The following is a 19,789-nucleotide window of genomic DNA, read 5'->3' as shown; positions in this document are numbered from 1 at the left end:
CCTTCCCAGCCAATCAGGCTGCTTCACCGATGATGTCGGCGTAACCGTTGGATTCCAGTTCCAGTGCCAGAGCCTTGTCACCGGAACGGATGATCTTGCCCTTGTAGAGGACATGAACGCTATCCGGCACGATGTAGTCGAGCAGACGCTGGTAGTGGGTGATGACGATGGTCGCACGATCGGGAGACTTCAGCGCGTTGACCCCATCGGCCACGATCTTCAGCGCGTCGATATCGAGACCAGAGTCCGTTTCATCGAGAACGCAAAGCTTTGGCTCAAGCAGCGCCATCTGCAGGATTTCCGCACGCTTCTTTTCACCACCGGAAAAACCGACATTCAGCGGACGCTTCAGCATATCCATGTCGATCTTCAGATCGCCAGCGGCTTCCTTGACCTTTTTGATGAAGTCAGGCGTCGTCAGTTCAGCTTCGCCACGTGCCTTGCGCTGCTCGTTCATGGCAACCTTCAGGAACTGCATGGTAGCAACGCCGGGAATCTCGACAGGATACTGGAAGGCAAGGAAGATGCCCTTGGCCGCGCGCTCGGCAGCGTCCAGTTCCAGAATGCTTTCGCCGTTATAGAGAATGTCACCGGAGGTGACTTCGTAATCTTCACGGCCCGACAGAATGTAGGACAGCGTGGACTTGCCAGAGCCATTGGGCCCCATGATAGCCGCCACTTCACCAGCCGCAACCTTCAGGTTCAAGCCCTTGATGATCTGCGTGTCGGTATCGGCGATCTTTGCGTGCAGGTCGATGATTTCAAGCATGTTGTGATCTCTCTATTCTTCAAGATTTTCTGGTGGCGGAAGCAATTTCTGCTCCTCATCGCTTTTCGGGAGACCGCGCATCTCGCGACTTCCAAGACCAACCGCTTTCATTACCCGCTCAAATAAATCGACAGCGGGACCAAGCTTCTCTGCGGCCTCTCCGACACTACCGCTTACTTGAACAAATGCTGCCATAAGTGCTGTCAGCTTCGTTCGCTCGTTATCTAATTCTTTCAGAAAGAGGTTGAGCTTAATAAACAGACTTTCCTGCTTTTGAGTACCTAGATCCGCACTATCAATACGTACTTTTATTTTGTTCACTAGATTGCGGATACTGTCTTTGTAGTCATCCCTGATAACCACGGTATCAAAGACGGCAGATGTCCTACTTCTCGAATCCGCCAACATTTTGAAATCAAATAGCCCATCAATCGAAGACAAATACTCTCGTGCTTCAGCAAACGAACTTAAGGTGCCACCACCGTTGATGGTGTCAATTATTAACGGCGTTAAATCAAACGTCTTAGATGCCTGTATCAAACGACCTCGATAAAGACGCACATCCTCGACCTGCGGGTCACCGTCGTTATCATATCTTACAAGTTTGGATCGTAACCTGCCGCTGTAGATAACGAACGCCATTTCGTCATCCTCAGGCAAATCGTCGTATACGCTCGCGTCATTCGTAAAAGTCATCAACCCACGCTACCTTCCAGCGAAATTCCGATCAGCTTCTGCGCTTCAACCGCAAACTCCATCGGCAGTTGCTGAATGACGTCCTTCACAAAGCCGTTGACGATCAGCGCGATGGCTGCCTCTTCGGGAATGCCGCGTTGCAGGCAGTAAAACAGCTGGTCCTCAGAAATCTTCGAGGTCGTTGCTTCATGCTCGAACTGGCAGGACGAATTCTTTGCTTCGATGTAAGGCACGGTATGGGCGCCGCACTTGTCGCCGATCAAAAGCGAGTCGCACTGCGTGAAGTTGCGCGTATTGGTCGCCTTGCGGTGAGCCGACACCTGGCCGCGATAGACGTTTTCCGAGAAACCGGCAGCGATGCCCTTGGCGATGATGCGGCTCGACGTGTTCTTGCCGAGGTGGATCATCTTGGTGCCGCTGTCGATCTGCTGATGACCGTTGGATACGGCGATCGAGTAGAACTCGCCACGGCTGTCATCCCCGCGCAGAATGCAGGACGGATACTTCCACGTAATGGCAGAGCCGGTTTCGACCTGTGTCCACGAAATCTTCGAACGGTGGCCACGGCAATCGCCGCGCTTGGTTACGAAGTTGTAGATACCGCCCTTGCCGTCCTTGTCACCAGGATACCAGTTCTGGACGGTAGAATATTTGATTTCGGCATCATCCAGCGCCACAAGCTCAACGACCGCAGCATGAAGCTGGTTTTCATCGCGTTGGGGGGCGGTGCAGCCCTCGAGATAGGACACGTAAGCGCCCTCTTCTGCGATGATCAACGTGCGCTCGAACTGGCCGGTGTTCTTCTCGTTGATGCGGAAATAGGTGGACAATTCCATCGGGCAACGAACGCCTTTTGGCACGAACACGAAGGAGCCATCAGTAAAGACAGCCGAGTTCAGCGTTGCGTAGTAATTGTCCGTCGTTGGAACGACCGAGCCGATATATTGCTTGACCAGCTCAGGATATTCACGAATGGCCTCCGAAATCGACATGAAAATCACGCCGGCCTTCATCAGCTCTTTCTTGAACGTGGTCACGACCGACACGCTGTCAAACACGGCATCCACGGCCACGCGGCGGTTTTCGACGCCAGCCAGAATTTCCTGTTCCATCAGCGGAATGCCGAGCTTTTCGTAAACCTTCAACAGCTCGGGATCGACATCCTCGAGCGACTTCGGGCCGGGCGTGCTTTTTGGCGCGGCATAATAATAGAGATCGTTGAAATCGATCTTGGGATAATTGACGCGCGCCCATGTGGGCTCTTCCATCGTCAACCAGCGCTGGTAGGCCTCAAGACGCCATGCAAGCATCCATTCAGGCTCTTCCTTCTTGGCGGAAATGAAACGGATCACCTCTTCCGACAGGCCTTTCGGGGCCTTGTCGACTTCGATCTCGGTTTCAAAACCGTATTTGTACTGGTCCACATCGATCTGGCGGACCTGATCGATCGTTTCCTGAACCGCTGCCATAGTCGTTCTCCAATCTCGCCGGATCCAAGGTCCGGTGGCTTGTCAACGTATCAAGACGGAAGGTCCGCCTTCATTCGTGTCGCGCATAACTTTTATCGTTATGCCTTATTTAGTGTTCGGATGGCGCTTTTCACACTCTCCGGCAAGCGGAAATTTGACTTTCCGTATTTGTTTTGGCGTCAAGCCGCCTGCACGGCCAGCTTTCGCCGCCCTGCGATTTTGGCAAACGCACAAATGGCTTTGTCGATGTCAGCCTCGGTTGTCGCCGCTCCGAGCGAAATACGAAGCGCGCCAAGTTTCGGATCATGCCCCATGGCTGTCAGCACATGGCTCTCGCCCACCTTGCCGGATGAGCACGCAGCACCCGCAGAAAGCGCGATGCCCTCGATATCGAAGGCGATCTGCCCCGTCTCGGACTTCAGACCCGGCACGGTGAAAAACGTGGTGTTTGAAACACGCGCGGCATCGGCACCGTGGATGATGACATCGGGTGCAGCGACGCGCATCGCATCTTCCAACATCGTGCGCAGCACATTCAAACGCTGCACTTCCGCGTCAAGATGACGGGCGGCCTCGGAGGCTGCCGTGCCAAAACCGATGATGGCAGAGGTGTTTTCCGTGCCGGACCGATGACCCTTTTCCTGCCCGCCACCGTGGATCAACGGTTTCGGCATCATCACCTCGCCGCGGGAGATCAAAGCGCCCATGCCCTTGGGTCCGCCGATCTTGTGAGAAGACACGATCAGAAAATCAGCGCCAAGCGCTTCGATATCAACCGCGATCCGGCCAACGGCCTGCACGGCATCCACCACCAGCAATCCGCCGGCAGCATGAACAAGGCCCGCCGCGTCCGCTACAGGTTGAATAATCCCGGTTTCGTTGTTGACCAGCATCAGCGCGACCATAGGAAGACCTCTGGAGGCATCGTGAGACGACAGTGCAGCTTCAAGCTTTGCGAGGTCAAGAATGCCGTCAGCCGTAACGGCTATTTCGCTGACATTACTCTTTTCGAACCGTCCACCCTCGCGAACGGCTGGATGCTCGATGGCCGAAACATAGAGATGGCCGATGGACAGCGCTGAGCGCCCCATCCTGAAGGCGGGCGAAAGTACAAGATTGGCAGCTTCCGTCGCACCACTGGTAAAGATGGCATGTGAAGCCTGCGCACCGACCAGCGCTGCCACATCACGGCGCGCAGATTCGATTGCGGCACGCACCGCACGACCTTCCTTGTGAACCGACGAGGGATTGCCGTGCATATCGAGAGCGGAGACAAACGCATCCCTTACGGCGGGCAGCAAAGGTGCCGTCGCGTTCCAGTCGAGATATGTGCGCGTCATCGTGCTCATGGGGAAACTGTTCTGTCTAATCTATGATTGATCGCCGAAGCGCATTTTCCTTGAAATTTCCGCTCTGCTTGCCTTATGACACATTCAACAGTGCAGACAGCACACGAAGTTTCGAATAATTCTAAACTGGGTTTTAGAAAAGCTGACCATCCGCGTCAAGTCTTCTTGCGCATGGAAAGGGTCAGAAACAGAAAAACACGACCGGAGTCCATATGCCCGAAGTCATTTTCAACGGCCCTGCGGGTCGCCTCGAAGGCCGTTACCAGCCCTCAAAGGAAAAAAGCGCCCCGATTGCCATCATCCTGCACCCTCACCCGCAGTTCGGCGGCACGATGAACAACCAGATCGTCTACCAACTGTTCTACCTGTTCCAGAAGCGCGGCTTCACGACTTTGCGGTTCAACTTCCGTTCCATCGGCCGCAGCCAGGGCGAGTTCGACCACGGTGCTGGCGAGCTCTCGGATGCCGCGTCGGCACTGGATTGGGTACAGAGCCTACATCCCGACTCAAAGAGCTGTTGGGTGGCCGGTTACTCCTTCGGTTCTTGGATCGGCATGCAGCTTCTGATGCGCCGCCCTGAGATCGAAGGCTTCATGTCCATCGCTCCGCAGCCGAATACCTACGATTTCTCGTTCCTGGCACCATGCCCGTCCTCCGGCCTCATCATCAATGGTGATGCGGATAAGGTCGCGCCTGAAAAGGACGTCAACGTTCTGGTGGAGAAGCTGAAGACCCAAAAGGGCATTCTCATCACCCACCGCACCCTTCCCGGTGCAAACCACTTCTTCAGTGGTCAGGTCGATACCCTGATGGCTGAATGCGAGGATTATCTGGACCGCCGCCTCAACGGCGAACTGGTGCCGGAGCCTGCCGCGAAGCGGATTCGCTGAAACTTCGAGAAGACCAAGCGAAACCGCGGTTTCTTGTTTGCCGTCATCCTCGGGCTTGTCCCGAGGATCTACTCACGGTTCCAAAATTGCGACGTCGCAGATGCTCGGGACAAACCCTGATATGACGAACGTGGCGAGCGCTCTTTTCACCGGCACGACAGCCACCGCCCCCCCTAAACCCTCGCCAAAACCCCACCCGTGACCGGCTCGGTCACGCCCGTCGTACCGGGATATGTCAGCGGCAAGCCTCTCAGCGACCGGACGGCCAGATAAGCCCAGGCTTCCGCCTCCATGGCCCCGCCATCGAAACCCGCCTGCTCTGCTGCAATAACCTTTGCCCCTTGTTTTGCGGCCTGCTCTGCGAATTCACGCATGATCACGGGATTCAGACGCCCGCCACCGCAAACGACGTAGGTTTTCACCGCTTCCGGCAAATAGCTCGCGGACTTCAAGATCGCGGCCCCCGTGAGATGCGCCAGTGTCCGCGCGCCATCTTCAAGCGACACCTCACCCTTCACGGGCGGCAGGAAATCGGAGCGGTCCAGCGAGCGACGGATATTGGCAGAGAAGAACGGGCTTTCCATGTAACGTGACACCAGCGACGGAACGACCGCCCCTCGGGCCGCGGTCTCCCCGCCCTTATCATACGCCTTGCCGGTATGCGCTTCGATCCACTGGTCGATCAGCATGTTGCCGGGGCCGCTGTCGAAAGCCGCCAGCGTGCCATCGTCTCCCACAAAGGTCAGGTTGGAAATGCCACCGATATTGACAAGGACGGCAGGTGTGTCGAACTGTGCCGGAAGGTTGGCGGCAAGTGCTGCGTGATAAACTGGAATGAGCGGCGCGCCCTGCCCGCCATGCGCCATGTCATTGGCGCGCATGTCATAGACAACATCGATACCTGTCTCCTGCGCCAGCAATGTGCCGTTGCCGATCTGCACCGTCAAGGCATCGTCCGGCCGATGCAGCACGGTCTGGCCGTGGAAGCCGATGAGATCGATATTGGTCGATTGGAGTTTATGGCGCAGCAGGAAGGATTTCAACGCCGCTGCATGACACAGGGTCAGCTTGCGCTCGGCATCTGCCAAATCGCCGGGGCGCTCATCGCGCTGCTTGATGGCTTTCGCAGTGATGAGCGCTTTCTTCCATGTCTCGCGAAGTTGGGTATCATACGGAAAATACCCGCTCGGCCCGTGGTGGACGACGCTTTCGCCGTCTGTGCGCAAGAGCGCGATGTCTATGCCATCCATGGACGTGCCGCTCATCAGCCCTATCGCCGTTCTGACTTCGCCCATATCAGTTCTCCTGCCTGCTGGAATCAACTCATACCAGATTGCCGATATTCATGGCGCAAACGGGTGCACTTTTCAAAAAATGATGCTAAAGGCGCGGCATTCACTGGCATTTCAGTGATGCAGAAGACCCAACCAGAAAGAAAAAGGTTATGTCCAGGTTCAAGTCCGATTTCCTCCGCACACTCGATGAGCGCGGCTTCATTCACCAGATCTCCGATGAGGCAGGTCTCGATGAACTTTTCGCCAAGGAAACCGTGACTGCCTATATCGGCTTTGATCCGACCGCGCCCAGCCTCCACGCTGGCGGTCTGATCCAGATCATGATGCTGCACTGGATGCAGAAGACCGGCCACCAGCCTATCTCCCTCATGGGTGGCGGCACCGGCATGGTTGGGGATCCCTCGTTCAAGGACGATGCGCGTCAGTTGATGACGATCGATACGATCGAGAGCAACATCGCATCGATTAAACGCGTGTTCGCCAACTACCTCGATTACGACGCAGCGACCGCGCCTGCCTTGATGATCAACAATGGCGACTGGCTGCGCGATATCAACTATCTCGAATTCCTGCGGGATGTCGGCCGCCATTTCTCGGTCAACCGCATGCTGTCCTTCGAAAGCGTCAAGACGCGTCTCGACCGCGAGCAGTCCCTTTCGTTCCTCGAATTCAACTACATGATCCTTCAGGCCTACGACTTCGTGGAACTGAACAAGCGCACCGGTTGCCGGCTGCAAATGGGCGGTTCGGACCAGTGGGGCAATATCATCAACGGTATCGACCTCGGTCACCGCATGGGCACGCCACAGCTTTACGCCCTGACATCGCCGCTTCTGACCACCTCTTCGGGTTCGAAGATGGGCAAGTCGATGAATGGTGCCGTCTGGCTGAACCCGGACATGCTGTCGGCCTATGATTTCTGGCAATACTGGCGCAATACGGAAGATGCCGATGTATCGCGCTTCCTCAAGCTCTACACGACGTTGCCAATGGACGAGATTGCACGGCTCTCGGCGCTGGGGGGCTCTGAGATCAACGAGGTCAAGAAGATCCTCGCGACCGAAATCACCGCCATGCTGCATGGTCGTGACAATGCGGAGCAGGCAGCAGACACGGCACGCAAGACCTTCGAAGAGGGCGCGCTTGCCGACAACCTGCCGTCGATCGATGTGCCAAAAGCCGAGCTTGAAGCAGGCATCGGCCTTCTCTCGCTCATCGTCCGTGCCGGTCTGGCCGCCTCCAACGGCGAAGCGCGTCGCCACGTTCAGGGCGGTGCGGTCAAGATCAACGACCGGAACATGGCCGATGAACGTCAGGTCATCGGTACAGGCGAAGTCACAGCAGATGGTGTGATCAAACTGTCCTTGGGCAAGAAGAAGCACATTCTGGTGCGTCCAGCGTAGGGTTTCGCGGTCTCACAAAAACAAAAAGGCAGCGTTCGCGCTGCCTTTTTTTGTTTTTGCACGTTTATGAAAGGTATCAGTTTCTCAGCTTGTATCCGGTCTTGAACATCCAGCCGATAACCCCGAGGCAAGCCGCCAGGAATAGGGTAACCATGCCCAGACTGAGAAGCGGATTGACGTCCGAAATCTCATAGAAGCTCCACCTGAAACCGCTGATGAGATAGAGGACCGGATTGAAATGGCTGACCGTCTGCCAGAAGGGCGGCAGCATGCTGATGGAATAGAAGCTCCCGCCAAGGAACGTCAGCGGTGGCACGACCAGCATGGGAATGAGATTGAGCTGCTCGAAATTCGAGGCCCACATGCCGATGATAAAGCCAAAGAGACTGAAGCTGATGGCCGTAAGGACAAAGAACAGCAGCATCACGAACGGATGAGCAATCGACACATCGACAAAAAACGACGCGGTGATGAGGATGATCGTGCCGATCAACAGTCCCTTGGTCGCGGCGGCCCCCACATAGCCGGCCAGAATTTCCGTCATGGCAACGGGCGCGGACAGGATTTCGTAGATGGTGCCGGTGAATTTCGGGAAATAGATGCCGAAAGCGCCGTTGCTGATGCACTGAGTCAGCAGTGTCAGCATGATGAGGCCCGGCGTGATGAACGCGCCATAGGAGACGCCATCGACTTCCTGAATGCGCGACCCGATGGCCGTGCCGAACACGATGAAATAGAGCGAGGTGGAAATGACCGGTGATACCACGCTCTGCAACAGGGTGCGGCGTGTGCGGGCCATTTCGAAGAGATAGATGGATTTGATGGCCTCGAAGTTCATTTTTGACCTCCCACCAGCGCTACGAAAATATCTTCGAGAGAGCTCTGGCGTGTCGAAATATCTTTGAAGTGAATACCCGCAGCAGACAGCGCCGCCAGCAGATCGGCGATCCGGCCCTGTTCGCCGCTGCCTTCATATTCGTAGGTGAGGCAGGTGCCATCGTCAGACAGCGTCAGCTTGAAGCCGGACAGACTATCCGGCAAGACGGTCACCGGCTCGGTCAATTCCAGCGAAAGCTGCTTGCGACCAAGCTTTTGCATCAGGGCGGTCTTGTCTTCAACCAGCAGCAACTCACCGCTATTGATGACGCCGACACGGTCGGCAATCTCTTCGGCTTCTTCGATGTAGTGGGTGGTGAGAATGATGGTGACGCCGGTTGCGCGAAGGTCAGCCACAACCTTCCACATATCCCGTCGCAAGGCCACATCGACGCCCGCTGTCGGTTCGTCCAGAAACAGGATCTGCGGCTCGTGCGCCAGCGCCTTGGCAATCAGCACACGCCGCTTCATGCCACCAGACAGCTCACGCAGCATGTTGTCCTTCTTGTCGAAGAGTGACAGCGACTTGAGAATATTTTCGATCAGCTCCGGGTTCTTCTTCTTCCCGTGCAGGCCCCGTGAGAATGACACCGTGTTTAAAACGGTTTCGAACTGGTCGGTCGTCAATTCCTGCGGCACGAGACCGATGAGCTCGCGCGTCTTGCGAAAATCACCGACGACATCGTGGCCACCCACCAGCACGCGACCATTACCGGGATTGACCAGACCGCAGATGATGGAAATCAGCGTTGTTTTACCCGCACCGTTCGGCCCGAGAAGCGCAAGGATTTCACCTTTGTAGATATCAAGCGTAACACCCTTGAGGGCCTGAAAGCCGTTGGCGTAGGACTTCGTCAGGTTCTGGATGGAAACGATTGGCGTTTGGGGAGAGTTCATCAGACATCTTTCAACACAATCTTGCTGGACAGCATATAGGTTCCAGATTGCTTAAAAGCCATCCCCGCCGCGATATCATACCTTAATTTAAGCGTTGCTTAGCCGATCATACTCAACTGCAGTGGCGATAGCCTGATTTGCGGGTGCGAAGATCGAAATGGAAGTGGTTCCAGTGGCTAGGGTCACTGCCGGGACCAAGCACCGTGGAGAAATATTTGCAGCTGTCGCTGCGCACCGCTTTCAGAAGACCCTTTTCGCGGAAGGCGAAGAAGTTCTTTGAACGCACATCGATTTCCTTGCCGTTCTTCAGCGTGATGGTTCCGATATCGATAGCATTCCCGCGCGCGTGTTCAGACCATGGGTTGCTGGAGCGCGAGTTCATCTTGCGGCAGGAATAACCACCCATCGGTGTGATCCGCTCCACGCCGGAGAGGTAGCGGAAGCGCGAAGACGGCACGAGTTCGAACTTCACCCATTTGGCAAAGGCCAGCGTGACCTGGCAATTGAGTTTCACCGCAGGCCGGATCGCCACACCGCTGGCAAGGCCCGATAGCTCGATGGGATAATCGATGCCACAGGTCGGACCATCGGACACGCGCGCAACGTCACGAAACGCAACACCCAGCCTGCGCAGTTCAGAGCGGCACGACACTTCAGATTGCGGCATCATGCCCGGCGGTGACGACATGCGACGTTCCTGAGCAGGGTTTTCCGGCATCAGCATCGCGACGTCCTGCACCGGCTGGCGCTGGCCCTCCCCCGGTGGTGGAATGAGACGGGACTGGCTGACCGACTGTCTGCGTGGAGCGGGAGACATTGGCATCTGGCTCTCCGCCTCATCGAGCATGGGCTGGTGCGCCTGACCACCGGAAACATCCAGGTCCTGCTCTTCGGCTAGGCCGCGGACCGGTGCGACGCCCAGGCCGTCATCCATGTTGACGCCACCCTCGCCTTCCGCCATCTCGCTCGATGGCTGCGGGCTTTCTCCGCCAAGGCGCTGTTGCTGCGCATCCAACGTCGAATACTGCTCACCCGCCCCCGCCTGCAACAGTGGATCGCGCGAAGCAGGTTGCTCGGGCATAGGCTGGGATAACGGTGCGTCATCGCTTTCGGGCTGGGTCGTGGCGACCCTTGCAGGCGGTGCGCTGTAGCTTTGCTGGTGCGTTGAGCGAATGGAGCTCACGCGTGTCGAACCGTCTACCTCGGCGGGCGGCACGAGCCCCTCTGCCGAACAGGACACCATCACCGTGGAGATCATCAGCAACGTCACGATGCGACGCGGAAGGGAAACATACGCCATACCAGAACCCGTACCTTCAGCGGCCGCAAAGCGCGGCAATCGAATCGAATCTTAAACAAATTTGGTAAACGAACCGTATGTGCGAGCGCACGGATACTCATGGACGATTGCTTGGATGCAAAAAGCCGGACGACCTTTGGGTTGCCCGGCTCTTGTCAACGATGCGTTCTCTGAAGGGTGCCGCTCAGGGCAGCTTGAACTTGAAGGTCAACATATACTCGGTTCCCCTTTCGCGATCCCGGGTGCGTGAGACTTCCAGCGTCACATCGTCAAGACGGTGTTCCAGCCGTTCCGTCACCTTGCCGTCAGCGGTCTTTTCGTGGAAAATTGATGTTCGGTCGTAACCGAGGCTGATCTTTCGCGTCTGCGCGTCACCCATCAACGTTTTGGCAATGGAGGCGGTGGCTTTGCCGTTTTGCAAAGTCGCTTCGAAACCGCGCGACGTCAAATCCTGAAACGCGCTTGCCGAAACTGCTTGGTCCATCTGCCGCAGACTGCCGCCCGCACTGAGCTTGGACACGCGACGGCCGTCAGACTCAACAGACAGATTGTGCGTGGCCTCGAAATCCGCTGGACCGCTGCTGTGGAAACCATCCGCAAACCGATTGTTGTAGCTGAAGACGTAACGCTCGCTGCGCGCATTGTATTGGAAGCCGTAGGTCGAATTGCCGTTGCGAAGCTGAATGCCGGGGGCAGGCTCATTTCCCAGAATGGGGGAAACATTGCTGGCAAAATTGAACAAAGGTGCCGTCACCTGTTCGAACTGTGCGTTTGTTAACTCGACTGGCTTTCCATCACAATCGAAGCCGCCAACGGCGAGGCATGGTCGACGGTCTATAACACTTTTCAGTGCGAAAACGGTGCAACCGTCCGACGTGGTACCAGCGATGGCGGCATGAACGGAGTTTCGCAGCGTGTAGCTTCCGCAGCACGAGAAGGCGTCATTATCGGGGCGCGCATCTCTGGTGAAGCCCGTAAAGACGACCCCGCTTGCCCCGCGTGAAAGGCTGGCATCGCCAAAATGAGGGCCGCTTTTGAGCGGAAAAAGCTGCAGCGCGTTGTCTTGTGCCATGGCGCGTGAGCCTGAAAGCTCGGATAACGGCGTGGATGGCATTCCTATCTCCTCATCACAAAAGTCGTATCGAACAAGAAAGACAAAACTAATGCGAGCGCAAATAGGGCGAAATTAAAGCTTTTGGATGAAATGATGTGGCGATTTTCGAAATGCCTGAAGACGTGTTTGTTTGAGCGGAACAAAAAAAGGCGCCCGCAGCGGGCGCCCTTGCGTGGTAAAGCAGGGGATCAAGCCGCACGTGACATACGCTGGCCTGCGGTTTCACCCTCGAGTTGGAACCGTGACAGAAGCGAACGAAGCTGGTGGCTTTCTTCTGCCAGTGTCTGGCTGGCTGCCGTCGTTTCTTCCACCATTGCCGCATTCTGCTGCGTCATCTGGTCCATGTGGTTGACGGAGGTGTTGATCTCCTGGAGACCGGTTGCCTGTTCGCGCGCCGCCGTTGCAATCGTGTTGACGTGACCATCGACGCGATTGACCAGAACCATGATTTCATCCAGTGCATCACCGGTGGAGCGGACAAGCGACACGCCACTACCGACATGCTCGGCCGAGCTGTTGATGAGCGACTTGATCTCCTTGGCGGCGTTGGCGGAACGCTGAGCAAGCTCACGCACCTCCTGTGCAACAACCGCAAAACCGCGACCGGCCTCGCCTGCTCTTGCAGCTTCGACACCGGCATTGAGGGCCAGAAGATTGGTCTGGAAAGCGATTTCGTCGATGACGCTGATAATCTGACCGATCTTCTTGGAGGAGTCCTCGATGCGGTTCATCGCATCCACCGCATTGCGGACGATATCACCGGAGCGACCAGCACTGCTCTTCGTCTCCGTCACCATCTGGCGCGCTTCGTTGGCACGATCAGACGCTGTGCGAACGGTCGATGTGATCTCATCCAGCGCAGCGGCTGTTTCTTCCAGAGCAGCCGCCTGCTGTTCCGTGCGCTTGGAAAGGTTGCCGGTGGCCTGGCTGATATCGGAGGCGCTGTCGTTAACGACATGGCTGGTCTTGGCAATAGCACCAATAACGGTGTGCAATTCGCCCACTGCGCTGTTGAAGTCAGTCCGCAGCTTTTCATATTCGTGGCCGATGGAACCAACCTGAACGGTGAGATCACCCTTTGCGAGGCGCTCAAGCGCCTGTGCGAGTTCAGCCATGGCACGCGCTTGCTGATGGGACGCAGCGTGGACGGCTTCCTCGTTGCTGCGGCGGCTCTCTTCGAGCGCGCGTTGTTGTTCGGCCTCACGGACCTGCAACTGGGTGCGTTCGTTAACGGAGTCGCGAAGAACCAGAAGTGTTTTCGCCATGGCACCGATTTCGTTTCGGCGATCGGTGAAGGGCACCTGCGCGTTCCCGTCGCCATCGGCGATGCTACCCATGCTTTGCTTGAGGCGTGCAATCGGCCGCGTCACGCCGCCCACGACAAAGGTCGCAGCAACAAGAACGATGATAGCGCTGAATATGCACAGTCCCGCAACCCAAAGCGCCTCTCCCCAAAACGCAGCCTTCAGGTCATCCACATAAACGCCGGTACCTACAATCCAGCCCCAGGGCGCAAAGCCGGCAACGTGTGAAAACTTCTCAACCGGATCGGGAGAACCGGGTTTGGGCCAGTAGTAATCGACAAAGCCTTTACCACCCGCCTTGACGGTATTGACGAATTCTACGAACAGAAACTTCCCGTTCGGGTCCTTGTTCGTCGAAAGGTCTTTTCCATTCAGCTCGGGCTTGACCGGGTGCATGACCATCGTCGGACCCATGTCGTTGATCCAGAAATAACCACTGCCATTCTCATAGCGCATCGACGCAATGATAGCCTTGGCCTGCTGTTGCGCCGCCTCCCGTGTCAGTGCACCGCTTTGCTCAAGCTTGTAATATTGGTCAAGAATACCGACACCCGTCTGGGTCATTGATTCAAGTCCTGCTTTCCGCTCTCGCTCCATTCCCTGGTAATTACCAAACAAACTGGATGTAAGAGCGGCGACCATGATGACAAGAAACATCGCAACGAGCGCGTAAAGACGCATCGAAATTGTCAGGTGCTTCATGCTGTTCGCCTCCTCATTTGTTATAATATGAAATATGATAATTGATAAATATTGATGATGAATAAACCAGGATCAGATGGAACTTAAAGATTGAAAGCCGACGGGCTCTTTTCGTGCGCCTTCTCGATCTTATCGGCTAAGCCAAATACGGGCTAACGTCTGATTGAAAGTCTCGTGATAAATACATCAGCAAACATTTTTCATCACCATTTTTTATGGAGATACTCTGTAACTGGCTGTGGCGGGGAATGTCGAAAGGAAGCGTTAATTATAGAGGCGTAACTTAATGGGACGCTTCTATACAGACGGGTTAATCCATGGTCGTGCCTGCTTTTCCCTTCACCCATTATGACCTGAAAGAGTTGCGCACAGGCGCGATCATCGAGGTATCGCTGAACGCGGTGAACAATGTTAGACTGATGACATCGGGTGATTATCAGCGCTTCATCGAAATGCTGGATTTCAACTATCTGGGTGGCGTGGCCAAAAGGTCTCCCCTACGGGTGACAATTCCCGAAACATCCCACTGGCACCTGATTGTGGACTGCGAAGGCCATCACACGCTAGCGGAATCTGCTGTCAAGATTTTGCCGCCGAGTGCCATGACGCCCGTTCGCGAAAAAGCTGAAGCAATGGGCTAGTGACGCCCTATTGACCGTTTCGCTCGCGGCGCAACTTCGCCCACCAATCCAGACGTTTGCGAATATCCCGCTCGAAACCGCGATCCGGCGGATCATAGAAGGTTTTGCGTCCCATTTTCTCCGGGAAATAATCCTGCCCTGAAAAAGCATCCGGCTCGTCGTGGTCGTAACGATAGCCATCGCCGTAAGCTTCGCTTTTCATCAGTTTGGTCGGCGCATTGAGAATATGCTTCGGCGGCAGCAGCGACCCGTTTTCCTTGGCCGCCCGCATAGCCGCTTTGTAGGCCGTATAAACGGCGTTGGATTTGGGTGCTGTTGCGAGATAGACGCAGGCCTGCGCCAGCGCCAGTTCGCCCTCGGGAGAACCGAGATAATCATAGGCATCCTTGGCGGCGTTGCAGATGACCAGCGCTTGCGGGTCGGCAAGCCCGACGTCCTCTACAGCCATGCGCACCAGTCGGCGCCCCAGATAAAGCGGGTCTTCGCCCGCATCGAGCATGCGCGACAGGTAATAAAGTGCCGCATCGGGATCGGAACCGCGCACGGATTTATGCAGCGCTGAGATGAGGTTGTAGTGGCCGTCCTGAGCCTTGTCGTAAACTGGCGCCCGACGCTGCACGATGTGAGTGAGGCCTTCCGTGTCGAAGATCTCGTCCTTGCGCACAGCGCGCCAGACCTCTTCCGCCAACGTCAGAACTGCCCGACCGTCTCCATCTGCCATGCGGATCAGCGAGGCGCGGGCATCGTTGGTCAGCGGCAGCGGTTTTTCCTCGACGCTTTCGGCGCGGGTCAGGAGTTCAGACAGACTTTCCTCGTCATGCGATTTGAATGTCAGGACACGCGCGCGCGACAGGAGAGCCGCGTTGAGCTCGAAGGATGGGTTTTCGGTCGTCGCACCGACGAGAATGATGGTACCATCTTCCATAACAGGCAGGAAACTGTCCTGCTGGGCGCGGTTGAAGCGATGGATTTCGTCCACGAACAGCAATGTCTGCCGCCCGTTCATGCGCCGGGTGCGCGCACTCTCAAACACCTTCTTGAGATCGGCAACGCCGGAAAAGATGGCGGATATCTGCTCGAAGGCCAGTCCCGCCTCGCCTGAGAGAAGCCTTGCAACCGTCGTCTTGCCGGTGCCGGGAGGGCCCCAGAAAATCATCGAGCCCAGTGAGCCGCTCTCGATCATCCGGCGCAGAACGCCCTCTTCCCCCGTCAGATGCTGCTGCCCCGTAACCTCTGCAAGCGTTGTCGGGCGCAAACGGTCCGCCAGAGGCCGCCGATTGGCGACCTCTGCTGGGATCTGTGGGGCGAAGAGATCGCCACTCATCGCAGGAATTGCCGGATACGCTGACCATCGCGAACGATTTCCAGACGCCAGAAGCCCGGATTGTCCTCCAGCGCTTTTTCGACATTGGCAGTAGACGTCATATCCGCACCATTCAGCGAGACGATAATGTCCTTGGGCTGAAAACCGACGCGAGATGCGGGCGAATTGCGCTTCACATCCATGATGACAACACCTGTGGTGCTGGTCGGCATGCGCAACTCATCGGCAAGCTTGGGCGAAAGATTGGCGACTGTCGCACCAGCAAAGGGATTGCGTCCCTCCAGCAGACGTTCATCGCGCGGTGCCGTTTCCGGCGCCGCGTCGAGCGCGATGGTGACGTTTCTTTCTTTGCCTTTGTCGATCACAGTGATGGTCGCAGACTTGCCGATTCCAGCCGTGGTGAGGCGGTAGCCCAGCGCATCCGGATGTTCCACCGCAATTCCGTTGACAGCCGTCACCACCTGCCCTGGCTCGATACCTGCCTTTTCGGCAGGCCCGTCCTTGACCACTCCGACGACAAGCGCCCCTCGGGCACGCTTGAGGCCCAGCGCTTCGGCCACTTCCGACGTCACGGGATCGAAGGTTGCACCGACATAGGGACGCTGGAAAGTGGTATCGCCCTTTTCGGCTGCTGCGAGGAAGACGCGTACCAGATTGGCCGGAATGGCAAAGCCGATACCGTTGGAGCCCCCACCGCGCGAGAAGATGGCCGTGTTGATGCCGATCAACTCACCCGCCATGTTCATGAGGGCACCGCCAGAATTACCTGGGTTGATCGACGCATCCGTTTGGATGAAGAAGCCGAAATCGCCCTGGGTCACTTGGTTGCGTGCGAGGGCCGAAACAATACCGCTGGTCACCGTCTGCCCGACGCCAAAGGGATTGCCGATGGCCAGCACGAGATCACCGACTTCTGTTGCATCGGAATTGCCGAGCGCCAGAACGGGGAACTCCTCCTTGGCATCGATCTGCAGAACGGCAAGGTCGAGGCGATCATCCTTCAACAAAACTTTTGAAGGGAATTCACGACCATCGGCAAGCGCCACCTTGATATCATCGGCGCCCTCGATGACGTGATTGTTGGTCACCACAAGTCCGCTTGCGGTCGCAACGACGCCGGAGCCAAGCGAAGACTGCTTTTCGGTCCGGTTCGGTGATTGCTGACCGAAAAACTGCTCGAAGAACGGATCGCCCGCAAAGGGCGAGGCCCGTTTTTGAACAAGCCGTTCTGCGTACACGTTGACCACAGCGCCAGCCGTTCGCTTGACCAGCGGTGCAAAGGATAGCTGCATTTCGGTGGTGTTCGCAGGCACGGTTTTATTGTCCTGCGCGTGCACCGGAACCGGTAGAACGAGCATCGTCGCCAGCAGTCCGGTTGTTAAATAGTTCAACATGCTCGGCATGTGATTCCTCATCCTCATCAATATGATGGAGTTATAACGCTTGAGCCTATAAATCAAAGGGCGGCAAGATCATGACGGACTGTGGCTTAAACGACGGAATGGAACAAGTTGCCACGTTTGCTGCTTTAGACGTTCTATAAGCCCGATCATGGAAAAGAGATCCACATGCATTTCAGGAAACATAGTCTTGCTGCTCTGATTGTTATCGCCTCATACTCTCATGGATCGCCCGTGGGCGCCGCAAGCTTTGATTGCGCAAAGGCAGACCTCGCCGCAGATGAAAAGGCGATTTGTGAAAACCGGGCACTGAACGATCAGGACGTTCGCATGGCGACGACCTTCGATATCCTGACACAATTGATGGCCATGGGCGCGCGCGATGAACTAAAGACCCAGCAGAGTGAATGGCTGAAACAGCGCCAGACCTGCGCCGCTGATGTCGCCTGCCTCACCACCGCTTATGATGAGCGCATGAAGAAACTCGGCGAAGCTTTTCTCAACATCAACAGACCGCTTTAAACCGCTGAAATGATTCCACCCATCAGCCCGTGCAACTGGTCGCGATATCCGGTACGGGCAGATGGTGCGTCATCGCGCGATGTCATGACGACCGACAGTTTCTTCGAAGGTACGATGTAGAGCATCTGGCCACCATAGCCCCACGCGTAATAAACCATTTCGCCAGCCATTTCCTTGATGAACCAGCAGTAGCCGTAACCATCCCCATTGAAGACAGAATTTGTACGCCGGACCCAGGACTGATCGATCCAGTTTTGCGAAACGATCTGCTCTCCATCCTGCGTGACACCACCCCTGCGGTAGAGCTCACCAAATGCCAGGAGAGACCGAGCCGTCATCGCCATCTGGTTTCCACCCAGATAGATGCCCTGAGGGTCACGCTCCCATGAGCCAATGGAGAAGCCGTCAAGCGGCGAGAACCAGTCCCGCGCCAGGGCCAGCGTCGATTTGCCTGACGCTTTCGTCAGGATGGCCGAAAGCAAATGCGTAGACCCTGTGGAATACAACATCCCTCCGCCGGGCTCGCCTGCAAAACCGGAACCGAGCGCCATGCGCACCCAGTTTCGGCTGGAAACCCAGCGACCGTAATTTGGCCCCGACATTCTTTCCAGACCAGATTGCATGGACAAGAGATTGCCAATGGTCACCTGCTCCAGGCGAGGATCGGGGCTGGGCGGAAAATCCGTTCGCAACACGGAGGCGATCGGCTGGTCAACGCCTTCCAATATTTTTCGATCGATCGCAATGCCTACAAGCGCAGACACAATGGATTTTGACGCCGACTTGATGTTGGTCGAGCCATTCAAAGACGCGCCTTTGAATCCGCGGCTAGCGACCTCCCGGCCATCGATGCTGACGATGACCGTCTTCAAACTATCCAGCGCATCGGCATTTTCGAGTAGCTTCGGTACACCATCCCGCGTCTGCGCGCGCACGACTGAAGCGAGTGGAAGAGAAGCGATGAGGGCAAGTGCTGTGCGGCGTTTCATGATGCCTTAGTTAATGCCTTTCGAAAGAAGCAGAAGGCCCCTCACTCATTTGTGACTTCTTTAACACATGACAAGGCGTACGCGAACAACGACTTCCAACGCTTTATTGAATCAGTCTGGTAACGCATTGAATCATTTTCGAGCGGCTATTCTTCGTAAATCATCTTCTTCGTCATGCCTCCGTCCAGCACCAGCACCTGCCCGGTCATGAAGCCAGCACCAGCAAGGTAGACAACGGCATCTGCGACGTCCTGCGGGCGGCCTACCCTGCCCACCGGGTGTTGCTCGTTGTCTTTTTTACGCAGATCGGCCTCACCGGTGATCCAGCCCGGCGCGATGGCGTTGACGCGAATGTTCGGGCCGAGGCTGACCGCCAATGCGTGGGTCAGCGCCACCAATCCGCCCTTGGATGCCGCATAGGCTTCCGTCTCCGGCTCCGACATGAAGGCGCGCGTGGACGCCATGTTGACGATACCGGCGCCCTCACCCATCAACGGAACCGCCGACCTGGTCATCAGAAACGCACCGGTCAGATGGCTGTCGGTCACCTTGCGCCAGTCAGAGAGCGACAATTCGTGGATCGGTCCAGTGTTGGGTCCGGCGATACCTGCATTGTTGACGAGAAGCTCCAGTCCGTTCCAGCCGAGCTGCCGGAAGGCCTGCAGGACGGACGCCTCGTCGCCCACATCACACTGGATGTGCTGCGCCTTCGTCCTGCTCTCCCTGATATCGAAAGAAGCGACAGTCCAGCCATCTTTTAAAAGAGCTTCGATAATACTGGTTCCGATCAAACCGGCACCGCCGGTCACGATTGCACGTTTCATTGGTTTTCAAATCCTGTTTTCTCAC

18 protein-coding genes are annotated in these 19,789 nt (G+C 56.4%); 4 read left to right on the top strand and 14 right to left on the bottom strand.

Annotated features, from left to right (window positions below; all coding sequences use genetic code 11):
• Positions 1-13: 13 nt before the first annotated feature.
• From sufC to GGQ73_RS08860, 4 genes are all read right to left on the bottom strand, one after another.
• Positions 14-769: a Fe-S cluster assembly ATPase SufC gene (gene sufC / locus GGQ73_RS08875; protein WP_174153332.1), complete on the bottom strand. Its 756-nt coding sequence runs from the start codon at positions 767-769 to the stop codon at positions 14-16.
• Between the two features lie 12 nt (positions 770-781).
• Complete coding sequence (locus GGQ73_RS08870; protein WP_183895638.1) at positions 782-1,411, bottom strand: hypothetical protein; 630 nt, start codon at positions 1,409-1,411, stop codon at positions 782-784.
• A gap of 53 nt (positions 1,412-1,464) precedes the next feature.
• Positions 1,465-2,934 carry a Fe-S cluster assembly protein SufB gene (gene sufB / locus GGQ73_RS08865; protein ID WP_174153333.1) on the bottom strand — a complete coding sequence of 490 codons (1,470 nt, stop codon included), beginning with the start codon at positions 2,932-2,934 and terminating at the stop codon, positions 1,465-1,467.
• Between the two features lie 179 nt (positions 2,935-3,113).
• Positions 3,114-4,283 (bottom strand): cysteine desulfurase family protein, encoded by a 1,170-nt coding sequence (locus GGQ73_RS08860; protein WP_183895636.1) that lies wholly within the window; start codon positions 4,281-4,283, stop codon positions 3,114-3,116.
• Positions 4,284-4,495: 212 nt separating this feature from the next.
• Here GGQ73_RS08860 and GGQ73_RS08855 point away from each other — a divergent pair, with 212 nt between their 5' ends.
• Complete coding sequence (locus tag GGQ73_RS08855; RefSeq protein WP_174153335.1) at positions 4,496-5,173, top strand: alpha/beta hydrolase; 678 nt, start codon at positions 4,496-4,498, stop codon at positions 5,171-5,173.
• A 173-nt stretch (positions 5,174-5,346) separates the two neighbouring features.
• Here GGQ73_RS08855 and GGQ73_RS08850 read toward each other — a convergent pair whose 3' ends face one another.
• Entirely contained in the window at positions 5,347-6,468 is a 1,122-nt protein-coding gene (locus GGQ73_RS08850; protein WP_183895635.1) for an anhydro-N-acetylmuramic acid kinase, read from the bottom strand.
• A 149-nt stretch (positions 6,469-6,617) separates the two neighbouring features.
• On the opposite strand from GGQ73_RS08850, the gene tyrS reads away from it, so the two are divergent.
• The gene (tyrS, locus tag GGQ73_RS08845; protein ID WP_183895633.1) at positions 6,618-7,871 is read left to right on the top strand and encodes a tyrosine--tRNA ligase; all 1,254 of its coding nucleotides are present in this window, start codon (positions 6,618-6,620) and stop codon (positions 7,869-7,871) included.
• Positions 7,872-7,947: 76 nt separating this feature from the next.
• On the opposite strand, the gene GGQ73_RS08840 is transcribed toward tyrS, so the two are convergent.
• The 5 genes from GGQ73_RS08840 to GGQ73_RS08820 form a co-directional block, all read right to left on the bottom strand.
• Positions 7,948-8,709: an ABC transporter permease gene (locus tag GGQ73_RS08840; RefSeq protein WP_174153338.1), complete on the bottom strand. Its 762-nt coding sequence runs from the start codon at positions 8,707-8,709 to the stop codon at positions 7,948-7,950.
• On the bottom strand, positions 8,706-9,644 hold the full coding sequence (locus tag GGQ73_RS08835) for an ABC transporter ATP-binding protein (protein WP_174153339.1): 939 nt from the start codon (positions 9,642-9,644) through the stop codon (positions 8,706-8,708). Before GGQ73_RS08835 ends, GGQ73_RS08840 begins: the two co-directional genes overlap by 4 nt.
• A 112-nt stretch (positions 9,645-9,756) precedes the next feature.
• Positions 9,757-10,944 carry an extensin-like domain-containing protein gene (locus GGQ73_RS08830; RefSeq protein WP_183895631.1) on the bottom strand — a complete coding sequence of 396 codons (1,188 nt, stop codon included), beginning with the start codon at positions 10,942-10,944 and terminating at the stop codon, positions 9,757-9,759.
• Between the two features lie 184 nt (positions 10,945-11,128).
• Entirely contained in the window at positions 11,129-12,058 is a 930-nt protein-coding gene (locus GGQ73_RS08825; protein WP_234910918.1) for a hypothetical protein, read from the bottom strand.
• 188 nt (positions 12,059-12,246) lie between these two features.
• Complete coding sequence (locus GGQ73_RS08820; protein ID WP_183895629.1) at positions 12,247-14,064, bottom strand: methyl-accepting chemotaxis protein; 1,818 nt, start codon at positions 14,062-14,064, stop codon at positions 12,247-12,249.
• A 317-nt stretch (positions 14,065-14,381) separates the two neighbouring features.
• Between GGQ73_RS08820 and GGQ73_RS08815 the strand changes: the two genes are divergently transcribed.
• A complete protein-coding gene (locus GGQ73_RS08815) occupies positions 14,382-14,705 on the top strand; it encodes a DUF1883 domain-containing protein (protein ID WP_183895627.1) in 324 nt (107 codons plus the stop codon).
• A 7-nt stretch (positions 14,706-14,712) separates the two neighbouring features.
• Here GGQ73_RS08815 and GGQ73_RS08810 read toward each other — a convergent pair whose 3' ends face one another.
• Both GGQ73_RS08810 and GGQ73_RS08805 read right to left on the bottom strand, forming a co-directional pair.
• Entirely contained in the window at positions 14,713-16,029 is a 1,317-nt protein-coding gene (locus GGQ73_RS08810) for a replication-associated recombination protein A (RefSeq protein WP_183895625.1), read from the bottom strand.
• The gene (locus tag GGQ73_RS08805) at positions 16,026-17,432 is read right to left on the bottom strand and encodes a DegQ family serine endoprotease (protein WP_183895623.1); all 1,407 of its coding nucleotides are present in this window, start codon (positions 17,430-17,432) and stop codon (positions 16,026-16,028) included. Before GGQ73_RS08805 ends, GGQ73_RS08810 begins: the two co-directional genes overlap by 4 nt.
• Positions 17,433-17,597: 165 nt before the next feature.
• Between GGQ73_RS08805 and GGQ73_RS08800 the strand changes: the two genes are divergently transcribed.
• The gene (locus tag GGQ73_RS08800) at positions 17,598-17,951 is read left to right on the top strand and encodes a lysozyme inhibitor LprI family protein (RefSeq protein ID WP_183895621.1); all 354 of its coding nucleotides are present in this window, start codon (positions 17,598-17,600) and stop codon (positions 17,949-17,951) included.
• Here GGQ73_RS08800 and GGQ73_RS08795 read toward each other — a convergent pair.
• Together GGQ73_RS08795 and GGQ73_RS08790 are read right to left on the bottom strand one after the other, a co-directional pair.
• Positions 17,948-18,940 (bottom strand): serine hydrolase domain-containing protein, encoded by a 993-nt coding sequence (locus GGQ73_RS08795; protein ID WP_183895619.1) that lies wholly within the window; start codon positions 18,938-18,940, stop codon positions 17,948-17,950. The two genes, GGQ73_RS08800 and GGQ73_RS08795, sit on opposite strands and share 4 nt — an antisense overlap.
• A 146-nt stretch (positions 18,941-19,086) precedes the next feature.
• Positions 19,087-19,764 (bottom strand): SDR family NAD(P)-dependent oxidoreductase, encoded by a 678-nt coding sequence (locus tag GGQ73_RS08790; RefSeq protein WP_183895617.1) that lies wholly within the window; start codon positions 19,762-19,764, stop codon positions 19,087-19,089.
• Between the last annotated feature and the right edge of the window lie 25 nt (positions 19,765-19,789).

It is taken from the genome of Rhizobium skierniewicense (assembly GCF_014196515.1).
Classification (GTDB): domain Bacteria; phylum Pseudomonadota; class Alphaproteobacteria; order Rhizobiales; family Rhizobiaceae; genus Agrobacterium; species Agrobacterium skierniewicense.
The sequence above is the reverse complement of the archived record's forward strand: the minus strand, read 5'-3'. Positions and strand labels throughout refer to the sequence as shown.

What these genes read in the sequence shown, in the direction of transcription:
- GGQ73_RS08800 (WP_183895621.1), top strand. Translation starts at nt 17,598, where the DNA reads ATGCATTTCAGGAAACATAGTCTTGCTGCTCTGATTGTTATCGCCTCA.
- sufC (WP_174153332.1), bottom strand. Translation starts at nt 769, where the DNA reads ATGCTTGAAATCATCGACCTGCACGCAAAGATCGCCGATACCGACACG.
- tyrS (WP_183895633.1), top strand. Translation starts at nt 6,618, where the DNA reads ATGTCCAGGTTCAAGTCCGATTTCCTCCGCACACTCGATGAGCGCGGC.
- GGQ73_RS08815 (WP_183895627.1), top strand. Translation starts at nt 14,382, where the DNA reads ATGGTCGTGCCTGCTTTTCCCTTCACCCATTATGACCTGAAAGAGTTG.
- GGQ73_RS08830 (WP_183895631.1), bottom strand. Translation starts at nt 10,944, where the DNA reads ATGGCGTATGTTTCCCTTCCGCGTCGCATCGTGACGTTGCTGATGATC.
- GGQ73_RS08810 (WP_183895625.1), bottom strand. Translation starts at nt 16,029, where the DNA reads ATGAGTGGCGATCTCTTCGCCCCACAGATCCCAGCAGAGGTCGCCAAT.
- sufB (WP_174153333.1), bottom strand. Translation starts at nt 2,934, where the DNA reads ATGGCAGCGGTTCAGGAAACGATCGATCAGGTCCGCCAGATCGATGTG.
- GGQ73_RS08850 (WP_183895635.1), bottom strand. Translation starts at nt 6,468, where the DNA reads ATGGGCGAAGTCAGAACGGCGATAGGGCTGATGAGCGGCACGTCCATG.
- GGQ73_RS08805 (WP_183895623.1), bottom strand. Translation starts at nt 17,432, where the DNA reads ATGCCGAGCATGTTGAACTATTTAACAACCGGACTGCTGGCGACGATG.
- GGQ73_RS08825 (WP_234910918.1), bottom strand. Translation starts at nt 12,058, where the DNA reads ATGCCATCCACGCCGTTATCCGAGCTTTCAGGCTCACGCGCCATGGCA.
- GGQ73_RS08840 (WP_174153338.1), bottom strand. Translation starts at nt 8,709, where the DNA reads ATGAACTTCGAGGCCATCAAATCCATCTATCTCTTCGAAATGGCCCGC.
- GGQ73_RS08860 (WP_183895636.1), bottom strand. Translation starts at nt 4,283, where the DNA reads ATGAGCACGATGACGCGCACATATCTCGACTGGAACGCGACGGCACCT.
- GGQ73_RS08835 (WP_174153339.1), bottom strand. Translation starts at nt 9,644, where the DNA reads ATGAACTCTCCCCAAACGCCAATCGTTTCCATCCAGAACCTGACGAAG.
- GGQ73_RS08790 (WP_183895617.1), bottom strand. Translation starts at nt 19,764, where the DNA reads ATGAAACGTGCAATCGTGACCGGCGGTGCCGGTTTGATCGGAACCAGT.
- GGQ73_RS08795 (WP_183895619.1), bottom strand. Translation starts at nt 18,940, where the DNA reads ATGAAACGCCGCACAGCACTTGCCCTCATCGCTTCTCTTCCACTCGCT.
- GGQ73_RS08855 (WP_174153335.1), top strand. Translation starts at nt 4,496, where the DNA reads ATGCCCGAAGTCATTTTCAACGGCCCTGCGGGTCGCCTCGAAGGCCGT.
- GGQ73_RS08870 (WP_183895638.1), bottom strand. Translation starts at nt 1,411, where the DNA reads ATGGCGTTCGTTATCTACAGCGGCAGGTTACGATCCAAACTTGTAAGA.
- GGQ73_RS08820 (WP_183895629.1), bottom strand. Translation starts at nt 14,064, where the DNA reads ATGAAGCACCTGACAATTTCGATGCGTCTTTACGCGCTCGTTGCGATG.